The organism is Limosilactobacillus sp. (genome assembly GCF_051873075.1).
In the GTDB taxonomy this organism is placed as follows: domain Bacteria; phylum Bacillota; class Bacilli; order Lactobacillales; family Lactobacillaceae; genus Limosilactobacillus.
On record NZ_JBJEEM010000009.1, the window covers coordinates 1 to 20,154 of the forward strand.

The window sequence follows — 20,154 nt, forward strand, 5'->3', positions numbered from 1 at the left end:
CCACGAACAAACCGGCAATCGCTCTCTATAAGCGGTGTCGCTTCGTCCAGACCGGGACGACGACCGAGGAGGGAAAGCCAGCCTTGCTGATGGAGTATCGGCAATAAACGCAAAAACACGGTTAGGATTCAATAATCCTAACCGTGTTTTGCATTTTAGCTGAACATCTTAATAAAGGGCCGGATCTGCTGGTCACCAAAGTGCTGGTCCTGGTAAAGGAGGATGTTGGCACAGGCCTGGGCATCGTCGAGGGCGTTATGGTGGTGATGCAGGTCGATGTTGAGGGCGTCACAGACCGTATTGAGCTTGTAGTTGACCAGCCCCGGTAGCAAGTGCCGACTGCTGGAGACGGTATCGAGAGTCTGGTAGGCCGGGGGCTCGATGCCGTAATGCTCCAGGGTGATCTTGAGGACGCTGTTATCGAAGCGGTTATTGTGGGCAATCACTAGTTTGTCCGGGGTATAGAAGGACTTAATGTGCTCCCAGACTGCCGGGAAATCCGGGGCGTCCTGGACATCGCGTTCGTGGATGCCGTGGATCTGGATGTTGCGCCAGAAAAAGTCGGTGTGGGGGTTGATAAGGGTGTAAAATTCATCGGCGATCTGGCCGTTGCGGACGATGGTCAGGGCCAGTGAACAGGCACTGTACCGCTTGCCGCTGGCGGTTTCAAAGTCCATGGCGATGAAGTCCATACGAATGCCTTCCTTCCATAGTTGATAGTTACTATTTTAATCGTTACCGGTGTTTTTAGCAAAAGTTCCGCTGAAAATGATACAATATCATGGAGAGATAATTTATGAAAAGGGAAGGCATACTAAATTGGCTAACTTAATGAACGAATTTCCAGAGATTGATATCAAACAAGACGAACCACTGATGAGGTATACCTATACGCAGACAGGAGGGCCGGCTGACTGGTTAGCCTTCCCAAAGAGCATTGACGAGATTAAACAATTGGTCCAATACACGCGGGAAAACGACATGCCGCTGACTGTCCTGGGTAACGCCAGCAACCTGATCGTCCGCGATGGCGGGATCGATGGGCTGACGATGATCCTTACCAACCTGAAGGATATTAAGGTGTCAGGCAACCAGGTGACCGCCCAGGCAGGAGCTTCCTATATTGATACCACGATTGCAGCCCGGGACCACAAGCTGACTGGCTTGGAGTTTGCGGCCGGCATCCCTGGCAGTATCGGTGGTGCGATCTTCATGAACGCCGGTGCCTATGGCGGTGAGACCAAGAACGTCGTTAGTTCGGCCACGGTGATGCTGCCGGATGGCACGATCGAACATTTCGATAACCAGGGCTTGGATTTTGGCTATCGGCACAGCAGCGTTCAGGACAACCATGGGGTAGTGCTCGATGCAACCTTCACCCTGGAACCTGGTGATTACGAGCAGATTAAGGCGACGATGGATGATCTGAACGAACGCCGGGCGGCTAAACAACCGCTTGAACTGCCATCTTGCGGCAGTGTCTTTAAGCGGCCAACGGGCTACTTTGCCGGTAAATTGATTCATGATGCGGGCTTGCAGGGTTATACCCATGGTGGCGCCCAGGTTTCCACCAAGCACGCCGGCTTCATCGTTAACATCGATCATGGGACCGCTGCAGATTACGTGGCGGTGATCAAGCACGTGCAAGAGACGGTCAAGGCGAAATTTGGGGTGGCGCTTGAGACTGAAGTACGGATTATCGGACGCAACTAATCGGCGTGGTTATTGGGGATGAGCATATGCATAATTGGTGTCTCATCCCCATTTTACGGCCGTCTTTATAAAACGTTTTACGTTTTGACATAATAGCATTTGTAATCGTTTTAGCTCTATGATAAAATGTTTTTGAAATATGAATTCGGATGAATAATAAGGAGAGTAAATATGAGTAAGAAAGTAGTTGTTTTAGGAAGCATTAACGTTGACACGACCTACCACGTTGAACGGTTCCCACAACCAGGCGAAACGATCTCCGCTAAGAGCAAGAGTTCCGCTCCTGGTGGTAAGGGTGCTAACCAAGCGGTTGCTGCAGCACGGTCAGGTGCCAAGACGGCCTTCATCGGGGCGGTTGGGTCTGACAGTGAAGGTCAATACATGCTGGAAGCCTTAAAGGACAACGGAATTGACACTCGCCACGTTATGATTGACAAGTACCACGGTACTGGGACGGCGGCAGTTACCCTGGATGCTGAAGGCCAAAACGATATCATGATCTATGGTGGTGCTAACCAGGCCATGACTCCAGACATGGTGGACGACATTGATGATGTCCTTGATGACGCTGACTTCCTGATCAGTCAGTTTGAGACTCCTCAAGACGTTGCCCTGGCTGCTTTCAAGAAGGCTAAGGAACACAATGTTACGACGATCCTTAACCCGGCCCCAGCTCACGAAATTCTTCCAGACCTGCTCAAGGTAACCGACGTGATTGCACCAAACGAGAGCGAATGTGCTTTACTGACGGGGATTCCGGTTACTGACGAAGCTGCTATGCTGAAGAGTGCGGAATACTTCCAAAAGCAAGGGGTTAAGCACCTGCTGATTACCCTGGGTTCTAAGGGGGTATTCTACGCCACTCCTAACGCCCACGGCCTGGTTCCAGCATTCAAGGTTCACGCAGTTGACACGACGGCTGCCGGTGACACCTTCATTGGGGCATTGAGTTCCCAACTGGAAGACGACCTTTCAAACGTTGCCGACGCGCTGGTTTATGCACAACGGGCATCGAGCCTGACTGTTCAAGAGATGGGCGCAATGCCATCAATTCCAACAGCTGACAAGGTTAAGGCTGCCTTGGCTGAAAAGTAAGAAATAAATAATTAAGGGAGCTAGCTGAAATTTTGGGGTTTCAGCTAGCTCCTTTTTTGAGATCGATTTCTATTTATTTTCTTCGCTATTATAGCATTGGCTTACCTTCATCAGCCAATAAACAATCAATTGGAGGACCGTGATGATGATGACAAACTCAACCATTTTGAGGCTCCAAATACTCCACAGCTGCTTGAAGAACCAGGTCGGTGTGAAGAGCAGGTAGATTGAATGCAGGCGGAGGAAGCGGCCGATGTAGATTCCAATACTGGCGAGGATCATGAAGACGGTGATCCAAAGGTACTGAATCCGGGGATGCTTAGGCGTGGTCAGCTGGGTCAACTGGCGGGCGGTCCGCTCAAGGGTGGCGGTGCCGATCAAGAGGCAGCTGAGGGCACAGACGATCATCATGGCAAAACTGAGCCAGATCGCCGGGTCCGAACGCAGAATCCCGTTGATACTGGTGTGAGCGTGGAGCCAGGAGAGGTGGAAGAGGTCAGTCACCACATAGGGGGCATTGGGATAAAAGACCAGCCAGATGGCCAGGAGCACCCAGAAGGCGAGGGCCCGCCGATCGTTAAACCGTTTCAGATGAAAGCTTAGTTCGATGGGCACGTAACCCAGGAAGGTGTTGAGAGCCATGAAGTCGTAGGGCGCATGGACAAAAAGTTTTAAGAGGATAATCAGGACCCAGAAGAAGAGCCGGATCCGCCAGATTGTGGATAGATGTTTCATAAGCATTGCCTTCCCAATCAATAGTAGTCCCTTTTAGCATAGCAGAATTTTATGAATTAACTGTGGCCTTTCGCCACTACTAAAAGATGATATAATATGAACGTGAATTTAGAGGATGGTGAATGCGATGCAGTTTATAACTTCGCTTCTGACATGGCAAAATTTGATTCACCTGATTGATATCTTAGTAATCTGGTTTCTGATCTATGAGCTTTTGATCCTGATCCGGGGTACCCGGGCCGTCCAGCTTTTCCGGGGGATCATGATCATTATCTTGGTGAAGGTCGTCAGCTGGTATGCCGGCTTGAGTACGGTCTCCTGGGTGATGGACCAGATCCTGAACTGGGGTGTGATCGCCATTGTGGTCATTTTCCAGCCAGAGATTCGACGGGGATTGGAACACCTCGGCCGGGGAAGATTCCTCAGCCATAACCAGTCGACCAATGAAACCGAAGAAGAGATGATCAAGCAGCTGGACCAGGCGATTCAATATATGTCGAAGCGCCGGATTGGGGCCTTGATCAGTATTCAGATGAAGACCGGGCTGGAGGAGTACATCGAGACCGGGATCCCGCTCGATGCCGACATTTCCGGGGCCCTCTTGATCAATACCTTTATTCCCAACACGCCTTTGCATGATGGTGCGGTGATCATCAAGGATAACCGGATTGCGGTGGCGGCGGCCTACCTGCCTCTGTCAGACAGCAAATTGATTCCTAAGGAACTGGGGACCCGGCACCGGGCAGCAGTTGGAATCAGTGAGGTTACCGATGCCCTGACGATTGTAATCTCCGAAGAAACCGGGGAAGTTTCGATTACCAAGGATAATGAATTGATCCGTAACATGTCGCAGAACGACTATCTGAAGTTTATGCGTTCGCAACTGTGCACGCATGAGCCGACGCATGATAACCTGTTGACGCGGCTCTACTCACTCTTTGAGCGGCAAGGGGGTGGCCAGCATGGGCAGAAATAACGGTTTCTTCAGCCACAAGTGGGTGATGCGCCTGGCGTCACTGGTGCTGGCGATCCTGCTGTTTGCCTATGTCAACGGCAGTAAAAATGGCTTTCTCCGGCAGAACACGCGGAACAACAATAACGATAATAGCGTCTTGATGTCCAATAAGTCGGTGACGTTGAAGATGCCGTTGGACATCACAGTGGATAACTCTAAGTACGTGGTTACTGGTTATCCACAGTACGTCAAGGTGCGGCTGAACGGCCCGTCTGCCTTGGTAACAACTACCAGCAACACCCAGAATTTCAAGGTGTACGCGGACCTGAGCAAGCTGGGGGCCGGGAAGCACCGGGTACCGATCAAGACCAGCGGCTTGAATTCAGAGCTCAAGGCTACGGTCGCACCGAAAAACATCACGGTCCAGATTCAGCCGCGGCGGACGGTCAACGTTAAGGTCAGCGTCCGTTTGAACGCGCGGAACTTGGATGATGATTATCGTGCTGGTCGACCGCGCGCGGATGTCGACAGTGTCCAGGTTACCGGGGCCCAGGATGAGGTCCGGCGGGTGGACCGGGTGGTTGCCTACGTGGTGGTTCCACGGGATGCCAAGAACACCTTGCAGCGGCAGGTTACCCTGCAGGCGCTCGATCGGAATGGGCAGATCCTTAACGTGGTTATTTGGCCGGCCACGACCAACGTCACGGTACCGATCAGTTCTAAGAACGAAGATTCGAGTAGCAATCAATCTGATTCTGCTAGTGACAGTGACGAGTCATCCAGTGATGAATCATCAGCCAAGAAAAAGGTGCAAAGCCAGTCGTCAAGTAGTAGCATAAGTAGTAACGCAGATAATAATTCTGAATCGACTGCTACAAGCAACAGTCAGTCTTAGTTGAATAAGGAGTATATGATGAAACTTAAGTATTTTGGTACCGACGGTGTTCGGGGAGTTGCAAACGAAGATTTGAGTCCGGAACTGGCCTTCCGGGTGGGCCGTGCCGGGGGATATGTTTTGACCCGGCACTCAGACCGGAAGCAGCCACAGGTATTGGTGGCTCGCGACACCCGGATTTCCGGTGAGATGTTGGAAAACGCCCTGGTCGCCGGCCTGCTTTCCGTCGGGATTGAGGTATTGCGGCTAGGGGTTGTTACGACTCCCGGGGTTGCCTACCTGGTTCGTGCACAGGAAGCCGATGCCGGGGTGATGATCACGGCTAGCCACAACCCGATTAAGTACAATGGGATTAAGTACTTTGGGGGCAACGGCTTTAAGCTCTCCGATGACCTGGAATACGAGATCGAACAACTGCTGGATGCTGATGAGGATACCCTGCCGCGTCCTTCTGACGAGGGTCTGGGCACGGTTGCCGATTACCACGAAGGGGCATTGAAGTACACCTCATTCTTGGAACAGACGGTTTCAACCGACCTCTCTGGCCTGAAGGTGGTTGTGGACGCAGCCAACGGGGCAACCAGCGGCTTTGTTTCCAACCTGTTTGCGGACATGAACGTTGACTTTATTCCGATCAACGACCAGCCAAATGGCTTAAACACCAACCTCAACTGTGGTTCTACTCATCCAGCGGGCTTGCAGAAGGCAGTCGTGGAAAACGGTGCGGATCTCGGGGTTGCCTTCGATGGTGACGGTGACCGTTGCATTGCGGTTGACAATGAGGGGAACATCGTTGATGGTGATAAGATCATGTACATCTGCGGAAAGCACATGGACAGCAAGGGCCTGTTGAAGAAGGACACCGTGGTGACGACGGTAATGAGCAACCTGGGGATGTACAAGGCCCTCGAAGCCCACGGCATGAAGAGCGTTAAGACCAAGGTCGGGGACCGTTACGTGGTTGAAGAGATGCTGAAGAACGGCTACAACCTCGGTGGTGAACAGTCTGGTCACATTATCTTCCTGGATCACAACACCACCGGTGATGGGATGCTGACCTCTTTGCAGCTGCTCTCCGTTGTCAAGGAAACCGGCAAGAGCCTGAAGGAACTGGCTAGCGACGTCACTACCTACCCGCAGGAGCTCTTAAACATCAAGGTGGCTGATAAGGCGGCTGCCATGGAAAATCAGAAGCTCAAGGACGTCATTGCTAAGGTCGAAGACGAGATGCACGGCGATGGCCGGGTCCTGGTTCGGCCAAGCGGGACGGAACCACTGCTGCGGATCATGGCGGAAGCGCCAACTGAAGAGCTGGTTCACCAGTACGTTGAGCAGATTGGTGATGTTGCCCGGGCAGAATTAGAAGTTAAATAATAAAGATTATATGTAGGGGCTGGGAAAGACTGCTGTTTTTTCCAGCCCTTTTATTTATACATTAATTGCTGAACCCTACAGGTTAGCTTTGTGTCGAAGTATTGAGTGCTTTTTCCGGCTTCTTATTTTATCCATTCTGCAAACTAGACCAATCAAGAACAATTAATTGACAATTATTTTCAAAACTTGTACCATACATAACAGTTGCAATAGGTTAATAACTTTGTTTATTGATCTATACCAATTATTTGAAATATTAAAGGATGGAAATAATTATGTGTGGAATTGTAGGAGTTACAGGGACTGATAAGACCCTGTCAATCTTGATTGATGGTTTGAAGAAACTGGAATACCGTGGTTACGACTCTGCCGGTGTTTATGTTAACGACAATGCCGGTAACGATTACTTGGTTAAGCGTCCTGGCCGGATCAGCAATCTGGAAGCAGCCTTGACGGATGACGTACACGGCCTTTCCGGGATCGGCCACACCCGTTGGGCTACCCATGGTGAGCCAAACGAGGCTAATGCGCACCCGCAATACTCCCAGGATAACCGTTTCTACCTGGTACACAACGGGGTTATTGAAAACTACGCACAACTGAAGAAGGAATATCTCTCAGGCGTTCACTTCACCAGTCAGACTGATACGGAAGTCGTCGTTCAGCTGGTTGACAAGTTCGTTGTTGATAATCACATGGACACCGAAGCCGCTATGCTTAAGGTCTTGCGCCTGATCAGTCCGGACTCTTCATATGCTTTCGTAATGATTGATCGTGAGGACCCCGAGACCCTGTACGTTGCCAAGAACAAGAGCCCATTGCTGGTTGGCCTGGGTGATGGTTACAACATGGTAGGATCCGATGCCATGTCCATGATTAAGGAAACCAACAAATTCATGGAAATCGCGGACCACGAGCTGGTAATCGTTAAGCCAGACCACGTGCTGATTAAGGACTTCGATGGCAACGAGAAGCACCGTGACAGCTTCACGGTTGACATGGATGCCAGTGCAGCGGACAAGGGTGCTTACCCATTCTACATGCTGAAGGAAATCGACGAACAACCAGCCGTAATGCGGAAGCTGGTTCAGGAATACTTTGGCGACAAGGATGATCCGCAGATCGATGAAAACCTGCTGAAGGCGATGGCGGATGCCGACCACCTCTACATTATCGGTGCCGGTACGAGTTACCACGCCGGTCTGGTTGGTGCCCGGATCTTTGAACGGCTGTGTGGGGTTCCGACGAGCGTTCACATTTCATCCGAGTTTGCCTACGAGCAACCGCTGCTCTCCAAGAAGCCATTCTTCATCTTCTTGAGCCAGAGTGGTGAAACGGCCGACAGTCGGCAGGTATTGGTCAACGTTAATGAGCACAAGTGGCCTAGTCTGACCATCACCAACGTGGATAAGTCGACCCTGTCCCGGGAAGCAACCTTCACGGAACTGCTCTACGCTGGTCCGGAAATCGCCGTTGCCTCTACCAAGGCTTACACTGCCCAGATTGCCGTTGAGGCCATCTTGGCTAAGGCACTGGGGGAATACCTGGGCAAGGACGCTGCTAAGAAGTTTGATGTTAAGCACCAGCTCGGTCTGGTGGCCAACGGAATGCAGTCCATTACCGATAGCAAGAAGAAGATCGAAGAGGTGGCGGCTCGCTACCTCTCTAAGCCACGGAACGCCTTCTACATTGGTCGTGGACTTGACTGGTCTGTTTCCCTGGAAGCAGCCCTGAAGCTGAAGGAAATCTCCTATGTTCAGGCAGAAGGGTTTGCTTCTGGTGAGTTGAAGCACGGAACGATTGCCTTGATCGAGAAGGGGACCCCAGTCCTCGGGATCATCACCCAGGACCGGACTGCCGGTTTGACCCGGAGCAACCTGGATGAAACCCGGGCGCGTGGTGCCAACACGATCACCATTGTCTCTCGGCACCTGGTCCAGGAGGATGACACGATCATCCTGCCTGATGTTGATGAATGCTTGACTCCGCTCCTGAGTGTTGTTCCAGCACAATTACTGGCTTACTACACCAGTCTGGGCAAGGGCCTTGATGTGGATAAGCCACGTAACCTGGCTAAGTCCGTAACGGTTCAATAATTTTACTAAAAACAGGTAACTACTCCGTGAGTAGTTGCCTGTTTTTGACATTCTGAAATAAAAAGTAAAAAAGTTCACGGATAATGTTGACATTTTTCCCTGAAAACGCTATCATAATAGTCGCAAGGTATTAAGTATTTACCTTCTAATCAATTCTCTTTCTCTCTTATGCCAATCATCGTCGTCCAGGCGATGATTTTTTGGTTTAAAGTCGCTATAATATGATTATGCTGAAAGGGGATTAAGACACGTGGAAAAACAACATGAAGTGTTGACACTGATTGAAGAGATCACCCGTAATGACGGAAGCAAGTACTATGAGATCGGCAACATGGTTCATAACGGCCGGGCAGAATTAGCGGCCGAACGAGGCTTCATCAAGGAAGTCAGGATCTTACAGCTGAATATTCCTCATTCACGAAACGTTATTCGCTACGAAGACTTCATCAATACCCACTATAAGATGCAGGATGAATCGATGGATCACTGGGAGGAATGGAAACGTACCCCAGAGATGGATCAAGTCGTGAGTGATATCTTGAAGGAAAATCATATCGGGTAGTTAAACGGTAGCGTAGCGTTACCGTCTTTATTTTGGACTCGTTTACCGGGTTCGTTGCTGGAGGAAGTTATTTTGAAGACAAGCAGTCCCAAACAATACATAACCGGAATTGACGGCTTACGGACATTGGCGGTGCTCGGGGTGATCATCTACCACCTGCTGCCGAATGTCCTGCCAGGCGGGTACCTTGGTGTGCCGCTCTTCCTATTAATTTCTGGCTATTTTGTTACCTATCAGCTTAGCCGGCAATGGCAGGATGAGCAGAAGATCGCCATCGGTCATTTTTACCATAAACGATTCAAGCGGCTTTATCCAGTCTTGATTGCGATGCTGGTTCTGACCACCGCTTACATCACGCTCTTTGCTCGGGAGTTGTTGCATAACATCAGGATGACGATTCTGACCAACCTGCTTTGGATTTATAACTGGTGGGAGATTGGGCACGGGCAGTCCTACTTTGATCAGTTTGGGGGCGTTTCTCCCTTTACCCACCTGTGGACACTTGGTGTTGAGGCCCAGTTTTACCTCTTGTGGCCGTTGATCATTTGGGGATTGTATAAAATGGTTCGTCGTAAAGCGACCATTCGTCGGATTGTGCTTGTCCTAGCCCTCCTGTCAGCCGTCGAAATGGCCATTCTCTATGACCCGAATAATGTTAATCGGGTATACTATGGTACCGATACCCGGGCCTTTTCCCTATTGCTGGGGTCCTGGTTGGGGCTGGTCTGGCCGCTAAATCGCTTGAATCCGCATCCCGCAACCTATCTGCGCCAGTCACTAAACATTGTGGGGATTGCCATGACCGTGGTGACGATCTTTGGTTTCTTCACCCTCAGCGGCCAGTCAGCCTTCACCTATCATGGCGGAATGTTCCTGTATAGTGTTGTCGGAACCCTATTGATGGCTACAATTCTCCATCCTGGTTCGAAGATGAACGATTGGCTTACTAACCCCGTTTTCCGATGGGTTGGCAAGCGCTCTTACGGGATCTATGTCTATCAATACCCGGTAATGGTCTTCTATGAACGGGTTGTCAAGGTCGGCTTACATCCGCTCTTGAACGCGATCATCGAAATTACCATCATTTGCCTGGTCAGCGAGGCCTCCTACCGATTACTGGAGCGACCATTTGCCCGTACTGATTGGAATGCCTTTGCGACCGGCCTCCTTAATTTTCACAACTGGCATCCGGCAACGATCGCTAAGGCGGCCGTTAGTGTCCTGGCAGTTGTGATCGCCGTGATCGGTCTTTGCCAGCCCAACCGGGGGCCAAAAAAGACGGCGGTCCAAGAACGGATTGAGCAGAACCACCAGCGGGCCGCCGAGCACAACAAGGAGATTGCGAAGGGGAAGAAGGTTACCACTGATCCGAATGTCAACGCTAAGAAGTATGCCCTGACGGCGGCAGAGGTAAAGCGGGCCCAGCAGCTCAAAATTACGGCCGTTGGTGATTCCGTCATGGCGGATGCCGCGGACAGCATTCAGAAGCTAATGCCCCAGGCATACGTGGACGCGCAGGTTGGCCGCCAGGGATCAGCGACGCCGGCGGTGCTCAAACAGCTCAAGAGTCAAGGGCACCTCAACAAGATCGTGGTCCTGAACCTTGGGACCAACGGGGCGATGAGCCAGCAGACCATTGATGATATCTTGGACGTGATCGGACCGGATCGACAGGTCTACTGGCTGACGGCGCACGTGCCGACCAAACCATGGCAGCAGACCGTCAACGACGAGATCACCGCGACTGCCAAGAAACACAAGAACGTCCATGTCGTTGACTGGTACAGTGTCAGTGAGAAGCATAGCGAGTGGTTTGCCAACGACAATGTTCACATGGGCGAGCAGGGCAATAACAACTATGCCCGCCTGATTGCAAAGGCAATTCTGGACAATCAAAAGGAGAACTAGCTATTATGGGAGCGGATGATTTACTTAACCAGGCGATTGACATCTATATGTCATCTCTCAAGGGGCTGGAACATTTCATATCCCAACCGGCGGCCCGCTATTCATTATCTTTTGAGCAGTACCTGATCTTGCAGGAGATCGTTAAGTCGCCGGGGATCAAACTGATGGATATCGCCGAGAAGCGTCAGGTAACTCGGAGTGCGGTATCCCGTCAGTTGCGGGTACTGATCAAAAATGACTACATCAAGCAGGAACCGGATCAGAGTGATCGGCGCAAGGTTTCACTGGTGGCGACACCGAAGGGACGGTCCGTAGCCGAAAAGATTAAGCAGCGGATCAGTGCCCGCTTTGCAAAGTGGGTGGCCGTTTTCGGCGAAGAGCGGGGACGGCAGCTTTTACAACTGTGGGATGAATTCAATCACCAGGTTATCCAGCCGGAGAATGATAGCAGACGAAAAGAGGAAGAGCAGAATGATTAAAATGATTGCGTTGGATCTTGATAACACCTTGTTGAACAGTGATAAGGAGATTTCTGCGCGTAATGAGCGGGTCTTAAAGGCGTTGCATGACCGGGGCGTCCACGTGGTTCTTTGCACGGGCCGGCCGATCAATGCCATCTGGCCGTACATTGAACAGCTGGGCTTGACGCAGCCAGACGACTTTACCATTACCTTTAATGGGGGCCTCGTGATTAATAACGTTACCAAGGAGCACCTCTTTGAACTCGGAATGGCCAAGCAAGACCTGCAACCACTGTTTGATTTTGTTAAACAGGAAAATATTCCGCTGGATGTGCTGGACTTTGCCAAGGTTTACGAACTCAGCGACCAGCCGGCCTCAATCTACCGGACGGTCCTCAAACACATTGAGTTTAAAAACACACGGATGGCCGACCTGCCGGATACGACCTTTAGTAAGGCCGTAATGGCGATTCCGGCCGCCCAGCTTTCTGCAATTATTGCTGACTTGCCGGAGGAGCTGAAGGAACACTACCACGCGGTTCAGTCGCAGGCGATGATCATGGAGTTCTTGCCAAAGCGGGTGGATAAGCACGTTGGCTTGAAAGCCCTGCTCGATCATTTCGGTGACGACTTCAGCAACCTGATGGCGTTTGGTGATGCCGACAACGACCTGGGGATGATCAAGGCCGCTACGCAGGGGATTGTAATGGCAAATGGCCTGCCTGAGGTTAAGGCTGCTGCCACGGCCCTGACTGATTCTAACGATGATGATGGGGTAGCGACGTACTGTGAACGCTACTTTGCAGACCTATTGAAGTAATATTTAGGAAGGACAGCCGCCGACATTTTAATGTCAGTTGGCTGTCTTTTATTACGTATTTGTAATGATTCGCTTTGAAATAGAAATGCTGCTGTCATGGTTTAGTAACATAAGGCGTGTACCATAGAAACTGTTAAAAGCGATTTGAAAAATTAAAAGGATGGTTATTTATGGTTTCTAAGAAAAATATTGTAAAGACGGTAGCAACTCTTGGGACGGTTGCATTGGGGGTAACCGCTGCTACTACGGTGGCTAATGCCGATGCTACTTACACCGTTAAAAGTGGGGATACGCTTTCCAGTATTTCTCAAAAGTTCGCAAATGATAACAGCCTTATCAACACGATTGCCCAGGACAACCACATTAGCGACATCAATAAGATCTTTGTTGGCCAACAACTGGTAATCAAGGGCGCCCAAAACCAAAACAACACCCAAAGCAATGCAACGGCTAACCAAAGCCAGGCTACTGCTACTAATACTAATGCTACTGCTGCTTCAAACACCAGCTACAGCTCCAGTGTATCTGGCAATGATGCTGCCGCTAAGGCTTGGATTGCTGCTCGCGAATCTGGTGGCAGTTACACTGCTGCTAATGGCCAATACATTGGTAAGTACCAACTTTCCGCTTCCTACCTGAACGGTGACTACTCAGCAGCCAACCAGGAACGGGTTGCTGACCAATACGTTGCAAGTCGTTACGGTTCATGGTCTAACGCTCAACAATTCTGGATGGCTAACGGCTGGTACTAATCTGCCGAATAGTGCTATTAAAAGGAACGATTCCTCGTTAGGAACCGTTCCTTTTGTGCTTTTCGGATGCGTTTTGGGCCGGAGTATGATAAACTACTAGTGTATCTGGGGATGTTTTTTGGATTCGACAGGTATAGGTCGAGTTTCGACTGCGTTTCGAAGGTTGCGTCTTCGTAAAAACGCTCAGTTTTAAATTATAACTGCAAACAATAATTCAAACTCTTACGCATACGCTGCCTAACAAGTAGCGCGCGTAAATCCGTTCCGGGTTCGTCCATGATGCGGATACGGGTTTCATATCAAGTGGACTACGCTGCTTATTCCCGTTTGAAGTAAGCAGAAGAGATTAATCAAGCTAGCTAGTCATGGTTGCCCTGATCAACGGCGTTTTGGCTAGTGAAACTTAAATAGTTGAGATACGAACGTAGAGGTCGAAATGGCGATATGCTTGGACACGGGTTCGACTCCCGTCATCTCCATTATGTTTTTTATCGATAAGCAATAGCCTTCAATCGTTGATATATCAGCATTCTTGATTTTGCTAATATCTGGTTGAAGGCTATTTTTATTAAATTTGCGACAAAACGATGACTTCTTGTCGGGGCAGGACTGCTGGTTTCCAGCGGCCTTTTTGTTTTGCTTAAAAATTAATTTGCCGTGAATAATTTTGAGATGACTCACAGTATCGTAATAACTAGGTTGCTAGGCCAAAATTTTCGATTACTAACCAAGTAAATGGCGCTGAAGTACTGAAAAGGTCAATAAATGTTGTATAGAAAATATTATTAAAATGAGGTCGCTTTATTTCAAAACAAAAAGGGGCTGTGACATAAGTCCTTTTATACAGGCTAAAAGTTTACAGCGCGGTACACAAATGGGCTCAAGCATTCGGAAATTCCGAACGCTTGAGCCCTATTTGTGCTCGCGGGGGCTCCCAGTGGCTTGCTTCGCTTCGAAAGACGAAGTCGTAACCGACTTCTGTCTCGCTCCCTAGCGTAAGTAAAATTATTAATCGTTAACGATGACGTAGGACTTGATAACCTGCCGTTCGTCCATTCCCTTGTAGGCAGCATCGATGTCGTCAAGACTGAAGCTCTTGGTGAAGACCTTACCAGGGTTGATTTCACCGTCGAGTACGGCCTTGAGCAGCACCGCCTTGTCGTAAGTAGTGACAGAGGCGGGACCGCCGGCAACAATCGTGTTCTTGTAGAATGGGGTGGTCATGTCCTGCTTAGGGGTGTGGGGGAGACCAACCCGGCCGATGATGGCACCAGGACGACCAACCTTCATTGCAGTGTCAGTTGATTGCTCGGTCCCAACGCATTCGAGCACGGCGTCGGCACCGTTGCCGTTAGTGAGTTCCATGATCTTCTTAACGGCTTCGTCACCACGTTCGGCGACGTTGTCGGTAGCGCCGAATTCCTTGGCCAGGGCCAGACGGTCATCGTGCCGACTAGTGGAGATAATCCGCTTAGCACCGCGCATCTTAGCAGCGATGATGGCACAAAGGCCAACCGCCCCGTCACCCATGACTACTACAGTGTCGCCGGCGTTAACGTTAGCAACCCGGGCAGCGTGGTAACCAGTAGCCATGACGTCGGCCAGGGTCAGCAGGGACTTGAGCATCCCTTCACTGTAGTCACTTGGCTTGCCAGGAATTTTTACCAGTGCCCATTGACCATGCTGGAAGCGAATGTATTCAGCCTGGACTCCATTACTGAAGTTATCCGAATGGCTTTGGCATGAACCGTCAAAGCCAGCCCGGCAAGCGGCACAATGGCCACAGCCGTGGGTGAATGGTGCAATGACAAAGTCACCAGGCTTGACAGTGGTGATATCGTCACCGACTTCTTCAACGATCCCGATGGCTTCGTGCCCGGAGTTTTCAGCGTTGGCCTCGACCGGGTTGATCCCCCGGAAGTTCCACAGGTCGGAACCACAGACACAGGTCCGTACAACCTTAATGATGACATCGTCGGGGGCCTGAATGGTTGGCTTGTCGATGTCGACCAGCTTCATTTGACCCGCCTTGGCAAATACAGCAGATTTCATAGAAAACAGTCTCCTTTCTTTTGTAACCATTTTCATTATAAGCGTTTGCCATTAAAAATGATAATACTTTAAGTCAATGGTTGAACATACCTCAGTTGAATAGCTAAATTTGAATTTATGATGACTTCTGGGGGCAATTGCGGGCGTTGGACGGGGATGAATGTTAAACTAGGAAAAATGACCAATAAGAATTCTTAAGGAAGTGTAACTACTCATGAACATCCTGATGATTGAAGATAACCATTCTGTCTGTGAGATGATGGCGATGTTCTTCAAGAAGAACCAGTGGCAGTATGAGTTTGCCTACGATGGCGTGGCCGGAGAGGAAAAGTTTGCCGACGAGCCCGACAATTGGGACATTATCCTCTTAGACCTTAACCTGCCGAAAAAAGATGGAATGCAGGTAGCGGCCGATATTCGACGAATTTCTCCGACCGTTCCGTTGATTATGCTGACGGCCCGTGATACCGAGAGTGACCAGGTCTTGGGGCTGGAAATTGGCGCCGATGACTATGTGACGAAGCCATTTAGTCCCATTACCCTAGTGGCCCGAATCAAGGCCCTACATCGGCGGAGTCAGCTGGGGCAGCTTAATCAGCAGCAGCGGCAGGCAACGAGTGGTTTTGATATCCAGACCGACCACTTCAGGATGAATACTAAGACGCGGGAGGTCTATCTTTATAATCAACCGGTCAGTGACCTGACCCCTAAGGAGTTTGACCTATTAAAGACGTTGGCCTCAAAACCTCGTCAGGTCTTCACCCGTTCCCAATTGCTCCAGCTGGTCTGGGATTACGAATATTATGGGGATGAGCGGACGGTCGATGCACATATCAAGAAATTGCGTCAGAAGCTGGAAGACATTGGTCCCCAGGTGATTAAGACCGTCTGGGGGGTTGGCTACAAGTTCGATGATGAGGGAGAATAATAGAAAATGAAGTTAATGTATCGATTGATGCTGACCTTCTTTACGATCATCATTATTTTGATGGTGATACTGAGCGTTTCTTTTATTCAAGTAACCAATAACAGCCTTTATCACAACACTTGGAACCAGTTGAAGAGCTATTCGGATAGCCTGGTTCAGGACTCGATTCGTTACGATCCCGTGAACCGGAGCTTTGAAGGCTTTGCGACCGACTCCCTCCAGACCAACGCCAGTCTTTTGACCCAGCAGCACGTTCATTTTGCAATTTACGACACAGCACAGCGGCGGATTTACGCCAGTAATGGCTTCACTTCGACAATCACTAAGGACCAGTGGCGCAAGCTCAAGGACGGGCAGGTTATCTGTACCAAGGTAACGATGGCCAAAGTTGACCACCGGGTTGCCGATACCACGACCCCACAGATGACTGAAGTCCTCAAACCTTACTTCTATAAAGGAAAAATGGTAGCAGTGGTCTCCATTGCCTCCCTGATCTCAACCATTAGGGAAAACATGCACCAGATTGTCCTTAACCTGCTGGTAGCCTTTGTGATTGCGGCCCTGCTGACGCTGGTCGTCAGTTACTTCTTGGCCCGGTCGATTACCCAGCGGATTGAGCGGCTGCAAAAGGCCACCCACGAGGTTGCCCGGGGCAACTATAACGTTCAAGTTGCTACGGAAGGCAAAGACGAGGTGACGGACCTAGCCCAGAGCTTTAATACGATGACCAGGTCTTTGGAGGAGTCTCACCAGGAGATTCGTCGTCAGGAAGAACGGCGGCGGCAGTTCATGGCCGATGCAGCGCATGAAATGCGGACCCCATTGACGACGATCAACGGCATCTTGGAGGGCCTTGAGTATGACGTTATCCCTGAAGAGGACAAGCAGCACAGCATCCAATTAATGCAGAACGAGACCCGGCGGTTGATCCGGCTGGTCAACGACAATCTGGACTATGAGAAAATTCGTACTAACCAGATCTCGATGGAACGGAAGGTTTTCGATGCGGCGGCCGTGTTGGCAAATCTGCAGGAACAGCTTAGCAAGAAGGCCCGGGCCCAAGGTGATCGAATTGAGCTGGACGTTACTCCAGAATTGGGGGTATATGCCGATTATGATCGGTTCGTCCAAATCATGTTCAACATTACGCAAAACGCCATCCAATTTACCAAAAATGGCTTGATTAAGATTCAAGGAAGGGCGGTTGCTGATGGTAGTCAATTCAAGGTAACTGATAACGGGATCGGAATGACTAAGGATCAACTGGTCAACATTTGGGAACGCTACTACAAGGCTGATCGCTCTCGCATGAACACCAAGTACGGTGAATCCGGGCTGGGTCTGGCCATCGTTCACCAGCTGGTTCTCCTGCATGGCGGTCAGGTAAACGTCACGAGTGAGTATGGGAAGGGCACTACCTTCACGGTCTTCTTCCCGGACCGTGATCATGCACCGCATACAACGGGAAGCTCAACTTCTGCGCAAAAAAATTAAATCCCCGCAAAGCGCTATCTAAAAGTAATTAACTTGCCTTGCTCAATCATTAACTTATTGTAAACGCTTGCGTAAACGTTTGCATTGTGCTAGATTACTATCTTGTAATATTTGTTATTGATTGATAGGAGAGAATTGTACTATGAGTTATTTGATCGCGTTAATCCCAGCCCTTGGTTGGGGATTTATGCCACTGATCACTGGAAAGATCGGTGGGTCAGCTGTTAACCAGATGTTTGGGATCGGTGCCGGGGCAACCATTGTTGGATTGGTTGCTTTTGCGATTGGCCATCCAACGGTCAGCACCACGGCATTCTGGTTCTCCGTTGTCTGTGGTGCCCTCTGGACGATTGGGCAGATCGGGCAGTTCGTTTCATTCAAGCGGATCGGGGTTTCCAAGACCACGCCAATTTCAACGGTTTTGCAATTAGTTGGTAATTCAATCATTGGTGCCATCATCTTCGGTGAATGGCGTGGTGCCAAGGCATTGACGATTGGTTTCGTTGCCCTGGCAGTGATCATTGTCGGTGCCTTGATGACCTCGATGACGGAAGGAACCTCCAGCCGGAAGGTAACGGCCAGCGACTTCCTCTTCCTGCTCTTCACGACGATCGGTTACTGGATCTACTCTGCCTTTCCTAAGATTCCAGTCGTTGCCGACCAGAGTGCCTTGGGGATCTTCCTGCCAGAAATGTTGGGGATCCTGCTTGGCTCCGTGATCTACACGATTGCTTCTGGTAACATTAGTGCATTCAAGCAGCGTGAACAGTACCTGAACATCCTTGGGGGACTCTCATGGGGTGTTGCGGCGCTGGCCTACATCTTTGCCGGTAAGGCACTGGGCATCACCACGGCCTTCGTCTTCAGTCAGATGAATGTCGTTATTGCCACGATTGGTGGGGTGTTTGTCCTGCACGAACAAAAGACTTCTCGCGAAATGACCTTCACGATCTTCGGGATTGTTTTGATTGTCATTGGTAGTATTGCGACGGCCTTTGCCTAAAATACGTAAAATTAAGAGTTCAGAACAAGCCATGGGCTGACGTTCTGAACTTTTTTATAATCTGCGGAATTTTGATTGCAACCACTAGGTGAATTCGCTATCATTTAATTGTATTTGAAATTTAGCTAATATAACGTTAAAGAAAGAAGTTATTTGATATGGCGCATGTTTCATTAGATAAGCAAGGATTGAAGCAGTTTGTAAATGACAACGAACTGGGCGAGATGCAGGCAATGGTTAATGCTGCGGACGACGAACTCCGCAACGGGACCGGTGCTGGTGCGGACTTCCGCGACTGGCTCCACCTGCCGAGTGAATACGACAAGGATGAGTTTGCCCGGATCAAGGCCGCTGCCAAGAAGATCCAGTCCGACTCCGACATCCTGGTCGTAATCGGAATCGGGGGTTCCTACCTCGGCGCCCAGATGGCGATCGACTTTTTGCACAACACCTTCTACCAGGCCCAGCGTGCTGAGGATCGCAAGTACCCGCTGGTCATCTTTGCCGGGAATTCCCTGAGCTCCACCTACGTCCACGACCTGCTCCAGTTGATCGGGGACAAGGACTTCTCCGTCAACGTGGTTTCCAAGTCTGGAACCACGACCGAACCATCAATTGCCTTCCGGATCTTCAAGAAGAAGCTGATTGAAAAGTACGGCCAGGAAGAAGCCAACAAGCGGATCTACGCCACGACCGACAAGGCCAAGGGGGCGCTGAAGACCGAGGCTGACGCCAACGGTTACGAATCCTTCGTCATCCCGGATGGCGTCGGCGGCCGTTACTCCGTCCTGTGCCCAGTGGGTCTGTTGCCAATCGCCGCTTCTGGCGCCGACATCGACCAACTGATGGCCGGGGCTGCCCAGGCCGAGCATGACTTCGTTGATCCCGACCTGACCAAGAATGAGGCCTACCAATACGCGGCCTACCGAAACATCCTCTACCGTAAGGGATACGAGACTGAACTGCTGGAAAACTACGAACCGAACATGCGGATGTTTGCCGAATGGTGGAAACAGCTGGCTGGTGAGTCCGAAGGTAAGGACCACAAGGGCATCTACCCATCCAGCGCTAACTTCACCACGGACCTCCACTCCCTGGGTCAATACATCCAGGAAGGGCGGCGCTTCCTGATGGAGACCGTCGTTAAGCTCGATAAGCCAAACTACGACGTCGAGATCCCGAGCGAAGATGACAACCTGGACGGTCTGAAGTATCTGGAAAGCAAGACGATGGACTTTGCCAACACCAAGGCCTACGAGGCCGTGGTGGCTGCCCACACGGCTGGTGGGGTTCCGGTCATGACCGTCCACA

The 20,154-nt window shown here is 50.4% G+C and carries 18 protein-coding genes and 1 other RNA gene; 16 read left to right on the top strand and 3 right to left on the bottom strand.

Features of this window, described 5'->3' with window-relative positions:
* Positions 1 to 155: 155 nt before the first annotated feature.
* Positions 156 to 692, bottom strand: a complete 537-nt coding sequence (locus ACI31J_RS01915; RefSeq protein WP_439772766.1) for a 3'-5' exonuclease — start codon at positions 690 to 692, stop codon at positions 156 to 158.
* A gap of 76 nt (positions 693 to 768) precedes the next feature.
* Between ACI31J_RS01915 and murB the strand changes: the two genes are divergently transcribed.
* Entirely contained in the window at positions 769 to 1,713 is a 945-nt protein-coding gene (murB, locus tag ACI31J_RS01920) for a UDP-N-acetylmuramate dehydrogenase (protein WP_439772767.1), read from the top strand.
* A gap of 171 nt (positions 1,714 to 1,884) precedes the next feature.
* On the top strand, positions 1,885 to 2,808 hold the full coding sequence (gene rbsK, locus ACI31J_RS01925) for a ribokinase (RefSeq protein ID WP_439772768.1): 924 nt from the start codon (positions 1,885 to 1,887) through the stop codon (positions 2,806 to 2,808).
* 69 nt (positions 2,809 to 2,877) lie between these two features.
* On the opposite strand, the gene ACI31J_RS01930 is transcribed toward rbsK, so the two are convergent.
* Positions 2,878 to 3,543: a DUF1361 domain-containing protein gene (locus ACI31J_RS01930; RefSeq protein WP_439772769.1), complete on the bottom strand. Its 666-nt coding sequence runs from the start codon at positions 3,541 to 3,543 to the stop codon at positions 2,878 to 2,880.
* 127 nt (positions 3,544 to 3,670) lie between these two features.
* On the opposite strand from ACI31J_RS01930, the gene cdaA reads away from it, so the two are divergent.
* From cdaA to ssrA, 10 genes are all read left to right on the top strand, one after another.
* A complete protein-coding gene (cdaA, locus tag ACI31J_RS01935) occupies positions 3,671 to 4,519 on the top strand; it encodes a diadenylate cyclase CdaA (protein WP_439772770.1) in 849 nt (282 codons plus the stop codon).
* A complete protein-coding gene (locus ACI31J_RS01940; RefSeq protein WP_439772771.1) occupies positions 4,506 to 5,393 on the top strand; it encodes a CdaR family protein in 888 nt (295 codons plus the stop codon). The genes cdaA and ACI31J_RS01940 overlap by 14 nt, the downstream gene beginning before the upstream one ends.
* An 18-nt stretch (positions 5,394 to 5,411) precedes the next feature.
* Positions 5,412 to 6,767, top strand: coding sequence for a phosphoglucosamine mutase (gene glmM, locus ACI31J_RS01945; protein WP_439772772.1), 1,356 nt, complete (start codon positions 5,412 to 5,414; stop codon positions 6,765 to 6,767).
* Between the two features lie 275 nt (positions 6,768 to 7,042).
* Positions 7,043 to 8,863, top strand: coding sequence for a glutamine--fructose-6-phosphate transaminase (isomerizing) (gene glmS / locus ACI31J_RS01950; RefSeq protein ID WP_439772773.1), 1,821 nt, complete (start codon positions 7,043 to 7,045; stop codon positions 8,861 to 8,863).
* 250 nt (positions 8,864 to 9,113) lie between these two features.
* A complete protein-coding gene (locus tag ACI31J_RS01955; protein ID WP_439772774.1) occupies positions 9,114 to 9,425 on the top strand; it encodes a hypothetical protein in 312 nt (103 codons plus the stop codon).
* Between the two features lie 72 nt (positions 9,426 to 9,497).
* A complete protein-coding gene (locus ACI31J_RS01960) occupies positions 9,498 to 11,333 on the top strand; it encodes an acyltransferase family protein (RefSeq protein WP_439772775.1) in 1,836 nt (611 codons plus the stop codon).
* A 2-nt stretch (positions 11,334 to 11,335) separates the two neighbouring features.
* On the top strand, positions 11,336 to 11,812 hold the full coding sequence (locus ACI31J_RS01965; RefSeq protein WP_439772783.1) for a MarR family winged helix-turn-helix transcriptional regulator: 477 nt from the start codon (positions 11,336 to 11,338) through the stop codon (positions 11,810 to 11,812).
* Positions 11,805 to 12,614, top strand: a complete 810-nt coding sequence (locus ACI31J_RS01970) for a Cof-type HAD-IIB family hydrolase (protein WP_439772776.1) — start codon at positions 11,805 to 11,807, stop codon at positions 12,612 to 12,614. The genes ACI31J_RS01965 and ACI31J_RS01970 overlap by 8 nt, the downstream gene beginning before the upstream one ends.
* Positions 12,615 to 12,784: 170 nt before the next feature.
* On the top strand, positions 12,785 to 13,366 hold the full coding sequence (locus tag ACI31J_RS01975; RefSeq protein ID WP_439772777.1) for a LysM peptidoglycan-binding domain-containing protein: 582 nt from the start codon (positions 12,785 to 12,787) through the stop codon (positions 13,364 to 13,366).
* Positions 13,367 to 13,473: 107 nt separating this feature from the next.
* Positions 13,474 to 13,848: a transfer-messenger RNA gene (ssrA, locus tag ACI31J_RS01980) on the top strand.
* Positions 13,849 to 14,374: 526 nt separating this feature from the next.
* On the opposite strand, the gene ACI31J_RS01985 is transcribed toward ssrA, so the two are convergent.
* A complete protein-coding gene (locus ACI31J_RS01985; RefSeq protein WP_439772778.1) occupies positions 14,375 to 15,418 on the bottom strand; it encodes a zinc-dependent alcohol dehydrogenase family protein in 1,044 nt (347 codons plus the stop codon).
* 214 nt (positions 15,419 to 15,632) lie between these two features.
* On the opposite strand from ACI31J_RS01985, the gene ACI31J_RS01990 reads away from it, so the two are divergent.
* The 4 genes from ACI31J_RS01990 to ACI31J_RS02005 all read left to right on the top strand — a co-directional run.
* A complete protein-coding gene (locus ACI31J_RS01990; protein ID WP_439772779.1) occupies positions 15,633 to 16,346 on the top strand; it encodes a response regulator transcription factor in 714 nt (237 codons plus the stop codon).
* 6 nt (positions 16,347 to 16,352) lie between these two features.
* Entirely contained in the window at positions 16,353 to 17,840 is a 1,488-nt protein-coding gene (locus ACI31J_RS01995; RefSeq protein WP_439772780.1) for an ATP-binding protein, read from the top strand.
* Between the two features lie 142 nt (positions 17,841 to 17,982).
* The gene (locus tag ACI31J_RS02000) at positions 17,983 to 18,843 is read left to right on the top strand and encodes a GRP family sugar transporter (RefSeq protein ID WP_439772781.1); all 861 of its coding nucleotides are present in this window, start codon (positions 17,983 to 17,985) and stop codon (positions 18,841 to 18,843) included.
* Between the two features lie 158 nt (positions 18,844 to 19,001).
* Positions 19,002 to 20,154: glucose-6-phosphate isomerase (locus tag ACI31J_RS02005; RefSeq protein WP_439772782.1), on the top strand; the 1,153-nt coding region annotated here is incomplete at its 3' end.

Bases quoted from the DNA above. Each gene is read 5' to 3' on its own strand.
- ACI31J_RS02000 (WP_439772781.1), top strand. From the start codon at position 17,983: ATGAGTTATTTGATCGCGTTAATCCCAGCCCTTGGTTGGGGATTTATG.
- ACI31J_RS01995 (WP_439772780.1), top strand. From the start codon at position 16,353: ATGAAGTTAATGTATCGATTGATGCTGACCTTCTTTACGATCATCATT.
- ACI31J_RS01985 (WP_439772778.1), bottom strand. From the start codon at position 15,418: ATGAAATCTGCTGTATTTGCCAAGGCGGGTCAAATGAAGCTGGTCGAC.
- glmS (WP_439772773.1), top strand. From the start codon at position 7,043: ATGTGTGGAATTGTAGGAGTTACAGGGACTGATAAGACCCTGTCAATC.
- murB (WP_439772767.1), top strand. From the start codon at position 769: ATGATACAATATCATGGAGAGATAATTTATGAAAAGGGAAGGCATACT.
- ACI31J_RS01915 (WP_439772766.1), bottom strand. From the start codon at position 692: ATGGACTTCATCGCCATGGACTTTGAAACCGCCAGCGGCAAGCGGTAC.
- ACI31J_RS01940 (WP_439772771.1), top strand. From the start codon at position 4,506: ATGGGCAGAAATAACGGTTTCTTCAGCCACAAGTGGGTGATGCGCCTG.
- rbsK (WP_439772768.1), top strand. From the start codon at position 1,885: ATGAGTAAGAAAGTAGTTGTTTTAGGAAGCATTAACGTTGACACGACC.
- cdaA (WP_439772770.1), top strand. From the start codon at position 3,671: ATGCAGTTTATAACTTCGCTTCTGACATGGCAAAATTTGATTCACCTG.
- ACI31J_RS01970 (WP_439772776.1), top strand. From the start codon at position 11,805: ATGATTAAAATGATTGCGTTGGATCTTGATAACACCTTGTTGAACAGT.
- ACI31J_RS01930 (WP_439772769.1), bottom strand. From the start codon at position 3,543: ATGAAACATCTATCCACAATCTGGCGGATCCGGCTCTTCTTCTGGGTC.
- glmM (WP_439772772.1), top strand. From the start codon at position 5,412: ATGAAACTTAAGTATTTTGGTACCGACGGTGTTCGGGGAGTTGCAAAC.
- ACI31J_RS01990 (WP_439772779.1), top strand. From the start codon at position 15,633: ATGAACATCCTGATGATTGAAGATAACCATTCTGTCTGTGAGATGATG.
- ACI31J_RS01975 (WP_439772777.1), top strand. From the start codon at position 12,785: ATGGTTTCTAAGAAAAATATTGTAAAGACGGTAGCAACTCTTGGGACG.